Annotated in this window: 15 protein-coding genes; 7 read left to right on the top strand and 8 right to left on the bottom strand. The window is 54.4% G+C overall.

Features of this window, described 5'->3' with window-relative positions:
• Positions 1-33 precede the first annotated feature (33 nt).
• A complete protein-coding gene (locus AB1724_09550) occupies positions 34-909 on the bottom strand; it encodes a methylenetetrahydrofolate reductase (GenBank protein ID MEW6078044.1) in 876 nt (291 codons plus the stop codon).
• Between the two features lie 815 nt (positions 910-1,724).
• Here AB1724_09550 and AB1724_09545 point away from each other — a divergent pair.
• Both AB1724_09545 and ssb read left to right on the top strand, forming a co-directional pair.
• Positions 1,725-3,989, top strand: coding sequence for a hypothetical protein (locus AB1724_09545; protein ID MEW6078043.1), 2,265 nt, complete (start codon positions 1,725-1,727; stop codon positions 3,987-3,989).
• A gap of 188 nt (positions 3,990-4,177) precedes the next feature.
• Positions 4,178-4,600: a single-stranded DNA-binding protein gene (gene ssb, locus AB1724_09540; protein ID MEW6078042.1), complete on the top strand. Its 423-nt coding sequence runs from the start codon at positions 4,178-4,180 to the stop codon at positions 4,598-4,600.
• Positions 4,601-4,811: 211 nt separating this feature from the next.
• Here the strand turns inward: ssb and tatA are convergent, their stop codons facing one another.
• On the bottom strand, positions 4,812-5,009 hold the full coding sequence (tatA, locus tag AB1724_09535; protein MEW6078041.1) for a twin-arginine translocase TatA/TatE family subunit: 198 nt from the start codon (positions 5,007-5,009) through the stop codon (positions 4,812-4,814).
• 307 nt (positions 5,010-5,316) lie between these two features.
• Here tatA and AB1724_09530 point away from each other — a divergent pair, with 307 nt between their 5' ends.
• The 5 genes from AB1724_09530 (at position 5,317) to hgcB (ending at position 9,997) form a co-directional block, all read left to right on the top strand.
• On the top strand, positions 5,317-6,360 hold the full coding sequence (locus tag AB1724_09530; protein MEW6078040.1) for a hypothetical protein: 1,044 nt from the start codon (positions 5,317-5,319) through the stop codon (positions 6,358-6,360).
• Positions 6,361-6,400: 40 nt separating this feature from the next.
• Positions 6,401-7,243, top strand: coding sequence for a MoxR family ATPase (locus AB1724_09525; GenBank protein ID MEW6078039.1), 843 nt, complete (start codon positions 6,401-6,403; stop codon positions 7,241-7,243).
• Positions 7,244-7,251: 8 nt separating this feature from the next.
• A complete protein-coding gene (locus AB1724_09520) occupies positions 7,252-8,442 on the top strand; it encodes a hypothetical protein (protein ID MEW6078038.1) in 1,191 nt (396 codons plus the stop codon).
• A 106-nt stretch (positions 8,443-8,548) separates the two neighbouring features.
• Positions 8,549-9,637, top strand: coding sequence for a mercury methylation corrinoid protein HgcA (hgcA, locus tag AB1724_09515; protein ID MEW6078037.1), 1,089 nt, complete (start codon positions 8,549-8,551; stop codon positions 9,635-9,637).
• A 39-nt stretch (positions 9,638-9,676) separates the two neighbouring features.
• A complete protein-coding gene (hgcB, locus tag AB1724_09510; GenBank protein ID MEW6078036.1) occupies positions 9,677-9,997 on the top strand; it encodes a mercury methylation ferredoxin HgcB in 321 nt (106 codons plus the stop codon).
• 747 nt (positions 9,998-10,744) lie between these two features.
• On the opposite strand, the gene AB1724_09505 is transcribed toward hgcB, so the two are convergent.
• The 6 genes from AB1724_09505 to AB1724_09480 form a co-directional block, all read right to left on the bottom strand.
• A complete protein-coding gene (locus AB1724_09505; GenBank protein MEW6078035.1) occupies positions 10,745-10,942 on the bottom strand; it encodes a hypothetical protein in 198 nt (65 codons plus the stop codon).
• A 60-nt stretch (positions 10,943-11,002) separates the two neighbouring features.
• A complete protein-coding gene (locus AB1724_09500; protein MEW6078034.1) occupies positions 11,003-11,455 on the bottom strand; it encodes a DsrE/DsrF/DrsH-like family protein in 453 nt (150 codons plus the stop codon).
• A 29-nt stretch (positions 11,456-11,484) separates the two neighbouring features.
• Positions 11,485-12,303 (bottom strand): SDR family oxidoreductase, encoded by an 819-nt coding sequence (locus AB1724_09495; protein ID MEW6078033.1) that lies wholly within the window; start codon positions 12,301-12,303, stop codon positions 11,485-11,487.
• Positions 12,304-12,313: 10 nt separating this feature from the next.
• A complete protein-coding gene (locus AB1724_09490; protein MEW6078032.1) occupies positions 12,314-12,847 on the bottom strand; it encodes an NUDIX hydrolase in 534 nt (177 codons plus the stop codon).
• Positions 12,848-12,876: 29 nt separating this feature from the next.
• Positions 12,877-13,791, bottom strand: coding sequence for a patatin-like phospholipase family protein (locus AB1724_09485; protein ID MEW6078031.1), 915 nt, complete (start codon positions 13,789-13,791; stop codon positions 12,877-12,879).
• 133 nt (positions 13,792-13,924) lie between these two features.
• Positions 13,925-14,704, bottom strand: coding sequence for a TatD family hydrolase (locus AB1724_09480; protein ID MEW6078030.1), 780 nt, complete (start codon positions 14,702-14,704; stop codon positions 13,925-13,927).
• Positions 14,705-14,844: the final 140 nt, after the last annotated feature.

The raw sequence follows: 14,844 nt of genomic DNA, 5'->3' as shown, positions 1-14,844 counted from the left end.
GCTTAGTGTAACACGGGTATTTCCGGTTACGGGCTATCCGCTGATGGTTCCCAAAATTTCAGGGAGCTTGTCTTCCCATCCAATAGTGGATATGCAGACTCCGGAAAAATTCTCTTTTTTCAGGGTGGCAACAATTTCTTTGGCGATCAACACACATTCCCGGGTCTTGTCACCGGCTTTCATAATCCGGTTGATCATGTCCGGAGGTATTTTGATGTGGTCCATGTTTTTATTGATATATCTGGCCATGCCTGCGGACTTCAGCAGGAGAACGGTCGGGATAATGTGAGTTTTGCTGGTGTCAATGGCATTGAGAAAAGGCCTGATGGCGGCCAGATCGAAGACGGGAGGCGTAATGAAAAACCGGACGCCGTGTTCCTTTTTGTTTTCCATCTCTTCGATTTCTTTATCCAGGTGGTATTCCTTCACCGCCGGGGTAACGGTTGAACCGACAAGAAAGTGGGGTGCCCCGTAAAGTTCGATGCCGGCCATGTCATGGCCGTTCTGGATCTGCTGGATCATATCCAGAAGCTGGTGGAGATCAATGTCGTATACCGGCTTCGTCTGATGGTGATCACCGACGCTGGGATCGTCCCCGGCGACGACCATGACATTATGAATGCCGCAGGCATAAGCAGCCAGTAGATCGGCCTGCAGGGCGAGACGGTTTCGATCCCGGCAGTTCGCCTGAAGGATGGTCTCCAGTCCCCTTTGCTGCAGAACCAGAGCACCCCCGAGAGAACTCATGCGCATAACGGCATTACTCATTTCAGGGACCAGAAAGGCGTCAACCGCCCCTTTTACCCTGGTGGCCATCGTTACCATTCTCGATGCGTCAGCCCCTTTCGGGGGCTCCATTTCAGCGAGAATGGCGAAGTCTCCAGCGTCCAGCCTGTCCTTTAATCGCATCCGTAATCCTCCGTATGGTTATGGGTGGTGACTGCGCCGAGCATATACAGGTCGATATTGAATACAAATAAGATAGAATAGAAAAGCGTACTCCAGGCGAAAGGCGAAAACGTTTGGCAGTGATGATTATTGGAATATCGGAATAAGTAAGACACTGAAAATTTCCTGGTCAGATTCCGGCCAGCAATACGGTTCTGTTTGATCTGAAAACCGCTCCCCTTTTTCAGCAGCACATCATTTTATAAGAGGATCATTCGGATCATGTCAATAATTATTCTCTATCCCGAAGAATAATTAATGATTCGATATCGCACCCTCAGCATAATCAACAACCGCGAACGCATTCACCCGGATTTTTATTCATACGTCAAAGGCGTTATTTTTTCTTTTTGATACTACGATACCCGTTGTTCAGGGAATCCTTTAAAAAACACGCCGCCCGGTTTTTTTAGGTGTATTGGTTTTTTATTTACATGTCAAGGTTTTCATATAATGTTTGTAGAGAATTGTGGTATGTCCCGGAACCATAATATCTCAGGACGTATTGGAGGGCGCTTTGACCTTGACTTTTCCGAAAAATTTTATTAAATTAACAAATAATGTTTAATGACTTCATCACACCTAAAATCACTCAAGCGCAGAGAACTTCTGACCGAAGGCGGTGAAATTTTAATTGCACGGGTTTGAAAAGTGCCTGGCGTAATTGAAATTATATCTATCGTCCAAAAAGAATAAAAACATGTGTACGGGGCACCGGGTAAAAATCGTCTTTCCTCAAATTATTATAAAATGATTCTATTTTCAGTGAGGCTGTAATGAAAATTTTTATTAGACTTCTATTCATCCTTCTTATTCTGCCGGTTACTTGCGTTTTTGCGGCCGGCAACGCTGAAATTACCTACATTAACCGCTGGCCCACGGCAGCGCCAAATGTAATGACCAAGGTTGGTAACTACGTTATTTACGGAGACGGGGAATGTATAAGCATTTACGATACGACCGCTGATCCGGCTCTGACGCTGGTGGCTAAAGTCAGTATCCATTTGACTGAAAAGGAAAACCTTGTAGATAGTCAGGTCTCGGGTACCGAAGGGATCTCGGGCGTGTTTTATGCCGGGGGTTTTCTTTACGTGGCCTGTGGCAATGAAGGGCTTCAGATTTATGAACTCCCGGCTGACCTTACAACTTTTTCAGCCGATAATCTGAAGGGCACTTACCTGGTTTTAAAGGAGGATGGCCGGGCCGTTGTCAGAGATGTGGTCGTGTCCGGTAGCCTTGCCTATATAGGCTATTACTGGCTTACCGAGGAGGGGTATGACAGCGGACTCCAGGTTATTGATGTTTCAGACCCTGCCAATCCTCTCATGGCCGGTCAGGCTGAACTTCCCCCCACGTTTGCGGACCTGAAAAGGGTGCAGAGCCTCACGCTGGCCGGAGATTATGTTTATGTGGCGGATCTTTATAACGGTATGGTCGTGTTTGATATCAGCAATCCGGCGACGCCGGAAATTGAGGCGGTTTGTTATATCCCGTCGGCACTGGATGTCGCTGTTTCAGGAAACTATGCCTATCTTGTCTGCGCCGGATATGGTTTGCAGGTAGTAAATATCAACCCGGAGACCTTCACGCCGGAGAGGGACTCTCTGCCTATCGTTGCTTATTGTCAGTATGACGGCAGCCTGACCAAGGCCATTTCAGTTGAAGTCAGTGCCAATTATGCTTACATCGGAGACGTGGACCTGGGGCTGCTGGTCGCCGATATTTCTTCTCCTGAAGATATAAACAACAACAGCCTGGTAGGACAGTATTTCAATGATGCGCAGGGTACTTATCGTTTATACCTGGATTCAGCAAACCAGACTGTGTATGTGGGCGATTGCAGAAAGGGCCTGCAGAAGGTTGACGTGTCGAATCCAGCTTCGCTGAATTTTCTTGCCGGGGTTAATGATACCGGGACACCCGCCGACGCGGAAGCGGTGTTTGTTGATGCGGCTTCCAGTTATGTGTTTGCCGTGGATGATGATCCTTCATCCGGGGGCATGAGTGAGGGCGTACGGATTTTCTTTGCGGTTGTTTCGGAAGACTATGTCACTTTCCTGCTCAAGGGGATGTTCCCCACCAACGGGGAGGCTTCAGATATTTACTATCTGAATGGCTACCTGTTTGTAGCAGATGGCAGTGCCGGACTGAAGATCATCGATCCCGGGCTCTCTGCCGATACGGCCGGCCCCGTAAATCCGGTATTAAAAGGCAGCTGTCCGATTACCGGAGGTAACGCCAACGGCGTTTTTGTCATCGACGGTTATGCTTATGTGGCCTCCGGGACCGGCGGGCTGAAGGTGGTAGATGTGTCGGATCCGGCACTACCGACAGTCGTCGGTGAGATCGCCGGGACAGATGTTTCAGACGCGAGGAAGGTTATTGTCAGGGCCGATTATGCCTTTGTCGCTGACGGCTGGAACGGCTTGAAGGTGGTGGACATTTCGGATAAGAGCCGGCCGGTGCTGACGGGACAATATTACATCGAAGACGGCGATGACCTGGATGATATTCCTGGCTGTGCCTACGATGTCAGTATCGTCGGGACGTTGGCCTATGTCGCCGCAGGTAATGAAGGGTTCTATATACTTAATGTTCTGGATACGACCAATCCGTCATGGCTGGCGAATTACAGCGCCCAACCTTATGAGCAAGTTCAGAGCATATATGCCGCCCGTTCCGACGTCAGCGAAGGCGTCGATTTGATATGGATGGCGAATGGCACCATGCCGGACGAGAATATGGGCTTTTTTATTAAGCCAGCGACTGTGCCTCCGCAGCGCAGCGGTGCTTATCACAGCGCCGGAGAGGTTAAGGATATCTTTGTGGTTGGCGATTATTCCTATATTGCCGACGGTGCCGGTGGCTTCCAGGCGTTGACCGTCTATGAAGGCGGTGGTGACGACGAAGACCCTTCCTGGGACGATGATGTGGTTCCGGTAAACATTCATCATAACGGCAAGGATTCGGGGTGTTTTGTCGGGACGCTGTTTTCCAGTGTTACGGATACGATTTTGCGCTGGATCTCAAAAGTGCATTGAAACCGCACAGATTTTATAATATTGTTCACAACAATACGGTGTATGAGTTCTGCCAGGGCCTGCAGGAGGCGGGCCTTTTGTAGTTTTTGACTTCTGTTTTTTCTTTTGTTAAGAAAACAGGCAAATGAGTGAAGGGCGTTATTTAATTTGCAATCATTTGTTTAACATCCACACGGAATGGGGGAATTATGGCAGGCGTCAACAAGGTGATTATTATCGGCAGGCTGGGCAGAGATCCGGAGGTGCGTTATACGCAGGACGGTCGTGCGATTGCTAATTTCAGCGTGGCAACTTCCGAGGAGTGGAAAGACAAGGAGTCGGGTGAGAAGAAAGAACGGACGGAATGGCATCGGGTCGTGGCTTTCGGCCGGCTGGGAGAAATATGCGGTGAATATTTAGCCAAAGGACGGCAGGTATATATCGAAGGGCGGTTGCAGACAAGATCCTGGGAAAAAGACAATGTGACGCGGTATACGACCGAGATTGTGGCTTCCAATATGCAAATGCTGGAATCAAAATCTTCAGCCGGTGCGAGTGACTACTATATGCCGCCGACAGACGATTCAATCCCGGGCGATGCCGGTCCGGGCAATGATGATATCCCTTTCTAAAAGCAGATCCGATTTGTTGCCGCCAGGCGCTGTCGGAAAACGGTCAGCAAACCATTTGAGAAGATTTCATTCGTGATCCGTCGGCATGATGCATCCGGGTGAGATGAATTGAGTCGCGGTTTTACAAGCAGATGCCTGGCTGTTGACGGCAAAGAGACGCAGCGTTCCGTTTCTGTTGTTTTGGCCTAACGTCAAGGGAGTGACGGGAAAGTTATTTCTTCTCGCTGTCGGTCGTTTGCTCTTTTTCGATCTTTTTCTGATCTTCCTTGTCCACTTTGGACGTGGCATCTCTGAAGTTGCGGATGCCCTGACCGAGGCCGCCGCCGATTTCGGGCAGTTTCTTAGCGCCGAATATAATAAGCACAATTATCAGGATAATGATCAGTTCTGGCAGGCCGAGTCCAAACATGATGCCTCCTTTCCGCGGATGACGCGGTTTTCATTCTGAAGTTGGATCTTGAACTTACCGGGTGTGTTTTATCGTTTAAGCTGGAAAAGTCACCCTTACAGTTTTATTAAAACTATCACACCCCGGTTTTGAAAGTCAATGTCCGGTTTGCTGCTCTGCATCCTGTGATAGGGCCTTACCGGAACCAGCCGGGACAAATGCCTTGTCGCGTTGGCGGAAATTATATAGTATGCGTTTTCAGGATGGTGCCGACATGAAAAATACGTTTTGTCCCGTTTTACGACCGGCGTTAATCGGAAGCCTGCCGATGGACGATCATCAGGCCGCCACCCGGCTGATGTTTGAATATGCGCCGGAAATTCCGTTATGGGTCCAGTTGCCCGTGTTCAGGGAAGAGGGTATGATCCCTCAATTCCTGCCCGGTTTCCCCGGTATAGTCAATAACGCGGGCCGGACATATATTGACACCGCTCATGCGACCTTTGACGCCGACGTGGTGGCGTTCTACGAAGAATACCTGGCCGTTCTGGAAGGTAAAGCCGACCTCATCCCCTCCCGGTTTGCATTGGGCCTGGAAAGCGCCGGAGGCTTTTTCGAGTTCCTGCGCCAGGCGCCGGACCATGCGGCGGACTTGTTTGCCGTCAAGGGACAGATCACCGGGCCGTTTACGTTTACGACCGGTCTGGTCGATGCCGCCGACCGTGTTGTTTTTTATGATGACCAGTTGCGGGACATCGCCGTCAAGCTTATCGCCATGAAAGCCCGCTGGCAGGCCCGTCGTCTTGCTGAACTGGGCAAACCGGTGATGATCTTTTTTGACGAACCGGGTTTGACGGCGTTCGGGTCCTCGTCGTTTATCAGCATCTCCCGGGAGGACGTCATGGCCTGTTTCGACGAAGTCTTTGAGGCCGTCCATGCCGAGAATGCCCTGGCCGGGGTTCATGTGTGCGCCAACGCGGAATGGTCGGTCCTGCTGGATTCCACCGCCGATATCGTCAGCTTTGACGCCTATTCTTTTTTCGATAAACTGCTGCTGTACGCCGATTCGCTAAAACGGTTCCTGCAACGGGGCGGTGTTCTGGCCTGGGGTATCGTGCCCACCTCGGATGCCGAAATGATCCGGAACGAAACCGTGGACTCCCTGGCTGCCAGATGGCGGGAACAGGCAGGCCGATTGGCGTCGCTGGGGATCGGCCGGGAGAGGATCAACACTCAATCTCTGATAACCCCCAGTTGCGGCACCGGTTCCCTTGACCTGGATTCGGCCAGGCGGGTGCTGGAGCTGACGACCGGATTGTCACGTCGGCTTCGAGAAGTGAATAGAGAAGATTCAAAGAAATTTGCACAATAACTTTGCATTAGAACAAAACAAAGAAAAGTTGAGGTGAATCATGAGCAATAACCGCTTTACAGGCGCTTCACGATACGTTCTGGATGCCGAGCTGGCCAGCATCGTCAATGTATCCATGACCCTGGAGATGCCGCTGCTGTTGAAGGGCGAACCCGGAACGGGTAAAACCATGCTGGCGTACGCCATTGCCGAAAGCCTGGGCATGCCGCTGATCGTGCTCAACGTCAAGTCCAGCATGAAACTGGTGGAAGCCCTTTACCAGTATGACACCCTGACCCGCCTCAACGATGCCCGGTTCGGGGACTCTTCCCGGGATGTCAGCCGGATCGAGGACTATATCCGCATGGGCAAGATCGGTCAGGCCTTTACCGCCGAAGAACGCACCATTCTGTTGATCGACGAGATCGACAAGGCCGACAGCGATTTCCAGGATGACATGCTGGATGTTCTGGATCAGATGACCTTTGATATCGTGGAGATCGACCGGACCATTAAAGCCCGTCACCGGCCGGTCATCATTATCACCTCCAACGCCAAGAAGGACCTGTCCGACCCTTTCCTGGGCCGGTGCAATTTCCATCACATCGCCTTTCCGGATCCCAAGATGATGCGAAAGATCCTCGGCGTTCACTTTCCCGATATCAGTGACGACCTCATGAACAACGCCGTGGATACGTTTTACAAGCTGCGCAAACTGGAGGCCATTGAAAAGAAACCGGCTACCCGGGAGCTGATCAACTGGATCCGGTCCCTGAAGGCCGATCCGGACTTTAAGCCCAAACAGCTGCTCAAAGGGGAAATTCCTTTCCTGGGGATTCTCTTCAAGAAGAGCCGGGATTATGAAAGAGCGGCTGAAACCGTCGACCGGTCCCGCTCCTATTAGGCAAGGCCATGTTTATCGACTTTTTTTACCGGCTCAAGGAAATCAACGTGCCGGTGACGCCCACGTCCTTTATGACCCTGCACCGGGCCTTTGCGGCCGGTCTAGTCAATTCACTTGATGAGTTCTATACCACCAGCCGGACGATTCTGATCAAGAGCGAGCGGTATTTTGACCTGTTTGATCAGATGTTCGCCCATTATTTCAAGGGCGCCGATCTGCCGGATGCCGATGACTGGCAGATGGATGAGATTATCCGCGGCCTGCTGGAGGAGTGGCTGAAGGACCCCAGGGAACTGGCCGACATGCTGGGCATGGATCCCGGCGAACTGGCCAAAATGACGCCGGAAGAGGTGGTCGAATATTTTAAGCAGCGGTTGAAGGATCAGACCGAGCGTCATGACGGCGGCAACCGCTGGATCGGGACGGGCGGAACTTCGCCGGTCGGCCATTCCGGCCGCTTCCCCGGCGGCATGCGCGTGGGCGGTGCCTCGGGCGGCAAGTCCGCGGTCAAAGTCGCCCTGGAACGGCGTTACAAGGACTATTCCCGCACCGGCCCCCTGACCCAGGCCCAGGTGGGCGAGGCCCTGAAACGGCTGCGGAACCTGATCCCCTCCGGCCCCATGGACCAGGTCAACGTGGACAAGAGCATCTACCAGACGGTAAGAAACGGCGGGGAGATCGAAATCGTCTTCGACCGCAACCTCAAGGACCGGCTCAAGGTGATCCTCGCCATCGACAACGGCGGCTGGTCCATGGACCCCTATGTGGAGGTGGTCCAGACCCTGTTTGATTATGCCAAGGCCCAGTTCAAGGACGTGAAGACCTACTTCTTCCACAACACCATTTACGATAATTTATGGAAGGATCATACCCGGTACAAGGAGCCGCACAAGGTCTCCGACTTTATCCGCCTGGATCCGGACACCCGTCTGATTCTGGTCGGTGACGCCAGCATGGCGCCCTATGAACTCATGGCCCGGGACGGCTCCATTTACATGGATGAAAGGAGCCGCCACGCCAGCATCGACCAGTTGAAGTTTCTGGCCAATCTTTTCCCCCATCGGGCCTGGCTGAATCCCGTTCCCGGACGCATGTGGAATTACACCCACACGATCCAGGTTATACAGCAGATTTTCCCCATGTTCGAGCTGTCTCTGGACGGACTGGAAGAAGCGGTCAGTCACCTGATGGCCAAATGATTTTATCAAGCTGCACGGGGAGTCATATCGCAGAACAATGAGAAGCCGGAAAAAAATACCCGGAGAAGTCCGGGCGGCCGGAGCCGGGATTGAAATCCTGCCGTCCATGCCCCCGTCCTGCCTGCCGGCGGCCTTCCCCGGAAAGATAGAAATCCCCGATTCCGGACAGCCCTTTGTCAAAGGCACCCTTCAGACGAAACCGGGCGGGATCCCTCAAGTCACATCCATGCTGACGGCGGCCGATTATCTGGGAACCATAAAAGCCAGATGGGGAATCGGACGGATGAATTATACCGTTTCCCCCGGGCTCTATGCGCTGGGAACACCCACGGAAAAGGCTCCGGTGCTGGTGACGGCCAATTATAAAATGAGTTTTGATTGCCTCCGTTCCGCCCTGCCGGGCCGGGATGCCTGGATTCTGGTCCTGGACACCAAAGGCGTGAACGTCTGGTGCGCGGCCGGTAAGGGGACTTTCGGCACCGGGGAACTGGTGACAAGGATCGGGTCCAGCCGTCTGGAGCAGGTCGTTTCCGGACGGCAGCTGATTCTGCCTCAGCTCGGCGCTCCGGGAGTCGCCGCGCATCTGGTCAGGAAACAGACCGGGTTCTCGGCTGTTTATGGCCCGGTGGAAGCAGAAGACCTGCCGGCGTTTCTTGACTCGGGCCTGAAGGCCACGAAAGAAATGCGCCAGAAACGGTTTCCCCTGCGGGACCGGGCCGCCCTGGTGCCCATGGAACTGATCCCGGCGTTGAAATGGGCGCCGGTTATCTTTCTGGTCGCTTTCCTGGCGGGCGGTCTTGAGAAGGGAGCGCCGTTTCTGACCGGTGTGCTTTCCAACGGGCTTTTTGCCGCGGCGATTATGGCCGGCGCCATCATTGCCGGGGCGGTGCTGACGCCGCTGCTGCTGCCCTGGCTGCCGGGGCGGTCTTTTTCCATCAAAGGCGCCGTCGCCGGCCTGCTGACAGCCGTCCTGATCGTCATCTCCTGGCCCGAGCCGGTTGGAATGGGGAAATACCTGCCGCTGCTTCCGGTTTCGGCTGCGTTTTCGTCGTATCTGGGGATGAATTTTACCGGCGCTTCGACCTATACTTCCCTTTCCGGGGTCAAAGCGGAGATGAAATGGGCGGTTCCCCTGCAGATCATCGCCGCTATCGTCGGCGTCGTCGGCTGGCTGGTCGCCTTATTGGTGGGTTAGCCCGGATATTTCATGAAAATATTCGGGTTAGGAGACGTTATGGAAAAACTGCGTTATCTGAAGGACGTGGTCACCCTGGCGCTGGACGCGGAACGCTGCGTCGGCTGCGGCCTGTGCGCCGACGTCTGCCCCCGCGGGGTGCTGTCGCTGGATAACGGCCGGGCGGCGATAATTGACCGGGACGCCTGCATGGAATGCGGCGCCTGCGCCATGAATTGCCCGGCCGGCGCCATCACCGTCCAGAGCGGCGTGGGCTGCGCCGCCGCCGTCATCAATTCCATGCTGGGCAGGACCGGGGGCGACTGTTGCTGCGTGATTGAGCCGGGCAAGTCGTGCCCGGCTGCCGATCAAAATCTTTAGCCTGGTTATAATGTCCTTTTCTTTGGCGCAAAGAAAAGGACCAAAAGAAACATTGTCCGGCAGCTTGGCCACGCCACCGGCGTGGCTTCCCTCGCGCGGGCGGTTTTTTCGGCGCGGGCAGAAACTCGCTCGGGAATCACCCTCGACGTTGGTTTTCCGGAAATTGATTATTCCCCCCTCGAAGCTATTCATCAGGGCTCGGCGCTCAAACAGTCTGCCCGCTGTTTCCGAAAAAACCGCCTGCGCTCGGCTGCGCTGCAACGGGCAGGGGGAGGCCCACTGCCTTTAAAAATTAGCGGAAGGTTTTATTGATTGTACGGGTAGAATGATGGCTTTTGCCCTAAATTCATCATATCTCCGGATTGCAGATGCCATTTCAAACAGAAATCGAATCAAGGCCTTTCATTTATAATGGACGCGCTTGACGTCGGCGTTCGAAAAGCAGAACATTTTTTGCCCGTTGCAGCGCGGCCCTGGTTGCGGCCAGGTTTTTTCGGCAACAGTGGGCAGGCTGTTTGAGCGCCAAATTCCTTGGGCAATACGAAAAAAAGGAAAACAACAGAGCACCGGAAATTTATTCCCAGAGCCGATTCCCAAGCGAGTTCCTGCCCACGCCGAAAAAACGGTCGCAACCAGGATCAGCCGCGGTGCCGGGAAATGTTTCTTTTGGTACTTTTCTTTGCACCAAAGAAAAGTATATATAAATAAAAAAATACCTTATTAAAGATTAAGAGAAAGAATAGTTCGCTATTCTTTCTCCTGAATTTTCTCATGCGCCGGCACGCCATATACCTTCTTGTAGGAGCGGCAGGCCGGGCAGATCCCCTCTTCCAGCTTGACAAAACTGTGCAGCAACCCCTCGCCCTTTTCCCGGGCCCGGGTGCAGATCGGGCAGGTGTCTTTGCAGAAGTCCGCCAGCGCGTGAGTGGTTTTGCCGTGTGTCATGATTGATCTCCTAAATTAAATGTCCAGTATAAAGCATAACCAAACCGTTTCCGATGGAGACTAAGTATAAAGCAGTATCTTGCAGTTCATGGCATATTTTAAGAAATCTTCCGCCGTCTGGATGATGACGCCGTCGATGAAGTCCTTTTGCGTGAATTTCATCATGTCGACCGTCATTTTGCAAGCGACGAAGCGGACGCCTTCGGCCTGGGCCATTTCCTGAAGATCTGGCAGCGTGGGCACGTTGGCCTCTTCCATTTTCCCCTTCATCATCCAGGTGGCCACGGCGGCCATGCCGGGGATGGCGCCCATGAATCCCGGAGGCTGGAACTTGGCTTTTTCCACCCACCCCTTGCGCAGGACGTTGAGCCCCATGAAGGTATAGAATACGGTGGCCTCCATTCCCAGGCGCCTGGCGTTGATGCTTAAGATCAGTCCCGGATAGACGCCGTCCAGGGTGTCTTTGGAGGTGATAAACGCGGCCGATTGTTTCTGCCCTTGAATTTCGTTCATGGTCTGTCTCCTTTCCTTTACGGTTACTGTTATGCTTCTATCCGAAACCGTCGCATTTTTTTCATATACTGCCTGAACAGCCACAACATCAGTCCGGGGCTGAGTCTCTGGATCAGGTACATGCATTTGGCCATGAACGTCACCACGATGACCGCCCGGTTCTTCTCCACTCCCCGCAGGATCTCTTCAGCGCATCGTTGCGGCGTCATGCCCCGGGGCAGTTCGGCCAGGGCGTTCTCCTTGTCGAATCTGACGGCCTTGCTCACCCGGTAAATCGGCGTGTCGATGATACCCGGGCAGACCACGCTGGCCTTGACGCCCAGATCGGCGCCTTCGATTCTCAAGCCCAAAGTCAGGCCGACTACTCCGTACTTGCCGGCCGTGTAGGACAGCTCGCCCGGAAAGGGCGCCAGGCCGGCCATCGACGCGGTGTTGACGATGTGCCCGAAGCCCTGCGCGGCCATGATCGGGTAAGCCGCGCAAACACCGTGGATCACGCCGTACAGGTCCACGTCGATGACGCGCTTCCAGTCGTCGCAGGAAACGTCCCGGGCTTCGCCGCCGACAGCGATGCCGGCGTTGTTGAACAGATAATCCAGGCGGCCGTGTTCGGCCACCGTGGCTTCCACCACCTCCCGGACCGCCTCCCGTTCTGTCACATCCAGCACGACCGCCCGGGCCTGGCGCCCGGTTTTTTTTATTTGGTCTACGACCTGCGTCACCTGCGGTCCGTTGATGTCGGCCAGCACCAAAATCGCGCCCCGGGCCGCCAGTTTTTCCGCCAGTGCCCGACCGATGCCGGAGCCGGCTCCGGTGATGATCGTGACCTTCCCGACAAACCGGTTCATCGCGCCATCCTTATATGCTTTGTTTGTGACGGCCGGCCAGCAACAGACCGGCAATGGTTTTGGCATCGCGGATCTCGCCGCTGTCAATCATTCCCAGTGCCTGGAGCAAAGGGACCCGGCGAACGTGAATGACCTCGTCCGGCTCCAGGTTCTGAACGTCGGGCGCCAGGTCGCCGGCCAGGAACAGATGAATCTGTTCGTCCGAATACCCGGGCGCGGGGAAAATCGGGCCGATGGCAGTGAACGTTCCGGCGCGAAAGCCGGTCTCTTCAATCAGCTCCCGGCCGGCGCAGGCTAGCGGGTCTTCGCCCGCGTCCAGTGTTCCGGCGGGAATTTCCCAGATATAGTCGCCCACGCTATGCCGGTACTGGTGAATCAGGATAACAGTTCCCTCATCCAGAAAAGGCACTACGGCCACTGCACCAGGGTGTCTCAGCACATGGACCGTGGTATCGTTGCCGTTGTCCAGGGTAATGGTTTCCGTGTCCAGACGGAACCGGCCGACATGAAACATCGTTTCCCGGCTGTTGATCTTCACGCTCATCACATGCTCCTGCCCCAAAGATGCCCGGGTTATTGATTCAGTTCGATGACATCCAGAATGGACTTGCCGGCCCGCTCCACGCAGCGCCGGCCCTCGTCAATGGCTTCCTGAGCCCGGTGAAACTCCATCAGCCCGATATCGCTGACCCGCGGCAGGAGCAGCAGATCCGGCGGATCACCGGCCAGCCGGCTGCGCGTGATGCGTTCCTGCATAATCAGAATAGAACTGTGGATGACATCGAAAACACCGGGCGTGTCACTGTCGCCGCTGATTTTCTTAAAGAAGCCCGTGTCCCACCAGCCGGTTTTTTTATCAGGCCCGGCTTTCTCCGCTTCCTCTTTGTCGCCTCGTTTATCGTTCCTGTCCCGGTTACCCTGGAGATGGGCCCGGATAATGCCGGCGCTGACATTGACGGCGATGACCACCTCGGCTTTCATGGCCCAGCAGGCAGAAACCGGAATCGGGTTGACCAGGCCGCCGTCAATCATCCATTCATTGTTGATCCGGGCGGGCGTAAACATGCCCGGCAGGGAGATCGAGGCCCGGATCGCTTCCAGCAGGGAGCCGGAATTCAGCCACACCTCCCGGCCGGAGTCCAGTTCGGTGGCAACGGCGGTAAAGGGTATCGGTAAATCCTCTATGTTGCTGTCGCCGATATGCTCTTTAAAAAAGTCAAACAGCCGCTCACCGGCAATGACGCCGCCGCCGAACAGGCTGAAATCAAAAAAGCCCAGGACGGTTTTCCGGTTCAGGGTGACCAGCCAATCGGCCAGTTTCTGGAGATTTCCGCCGGCGTATGCCCCGGCCACGATGGCCCCGGCCGAGCATCCGCTGATGACATCGGGCTTGACGCCCATCTCCTCCAAGGCCTGGAGTACGCCGATATGCGCCCAGCCGCGGGCCGAGCCGCTGCCCAGGGCCAGGCCGATTCGTGGAGAGGCCATGAAAACGCTCCTTGCTCAAGCGCCAATAGATACTGTAGTAAACCTACTGTAAACAACCGTGAAAAGCAATCGGATAACCGCTGGTGCATGGGTATCAGTGGATATGATCTTTAACTGTTCTTAAACACCATCTCTAAATTTTAAACAGCCGGCAGGTGTTGTCCCAGATGATTGGGGCCAGGACCTCCGGGTCCTGTTGCCTGACGTCGGCCAGCTTCAGAAAGACGGTTTTAACAAAAGCCGGTTCGTTGCGCTTGTAACGGTTGCGCTCGGGCGTGGGCGTCAGATAGGGCGCGTCGGTTTCCACCAGCAGACGGTCATCCGGGATGTGCCGGACCAGTTGGCGGAGATCTTCTCCGCGGCTCTTGACGGTGATGACGCCGGTGATGCCGATATAAAGCCCCAGGTCAAGATAGGCGGTCAATTCCTTTTTATTACCCGAAAAACAGTGAACCACGCCGGTCTGGCCGGGTGCCAGGTCGCTTTTGAGGATTTCCAGAAAGCGGCCCCTGGAATCCCGCTCATGGAAGATCAGTGATAGATCGCAGGCCGCGGCCTCTGCGATCTGACGGGCAAACCATTTCTCCTGGTCGTTCTGGGGAGAGTACATGCGGTTAAAATCCAGGCCGGTTTCTCCCCAGGCGCGGACCTTGGGGTTGGACCGGGCCAGATCCCTTAAAATGTCTATCACTTCATCGCTGCCGCTGGCGGCGTCATGGGGGTGGAGACCGACGGAAGCGAAAATGCCGTCATGTTCCGCGGCGATTCGGGCGGCTTTCCGGGAGCGGGCGGTGGTGGTCCCGACCACCATGCAGGCGTTAACGCCGGCCTCCCGGGCACGATCGATAACGGCTTCAAGATCCGGATCGTAATCCTTATCATCCAGATGGCAGTGGCTGTCGAATAATTTCAAAACATTATCTCCAAAGTATCGTTTTTTGTTGCCGTGACAGGCAATAGCATATTATTGATGCTGCTGTATAACATAAAAATCTGGTCGAATACCACTAAAGTCCTTGAATTAATGCAGGCGACATGCGATAGAAAAAACGA

This window comes from Thermodesulfobacteriota bacterium (assembly GCA_040753795.1).
Taxonomy (GTDB): domain Bacteria; phylum Desulfobacterota; class Desulfobacteria; order Desulfobacterales; family Desulfosudaceae; genus JBFMDX01.
The sequence above is the reverse complement of the archived record's forward strand: the minus strand, read 5'-3'. Positions and strand labels throughout refer to the sequence as shown.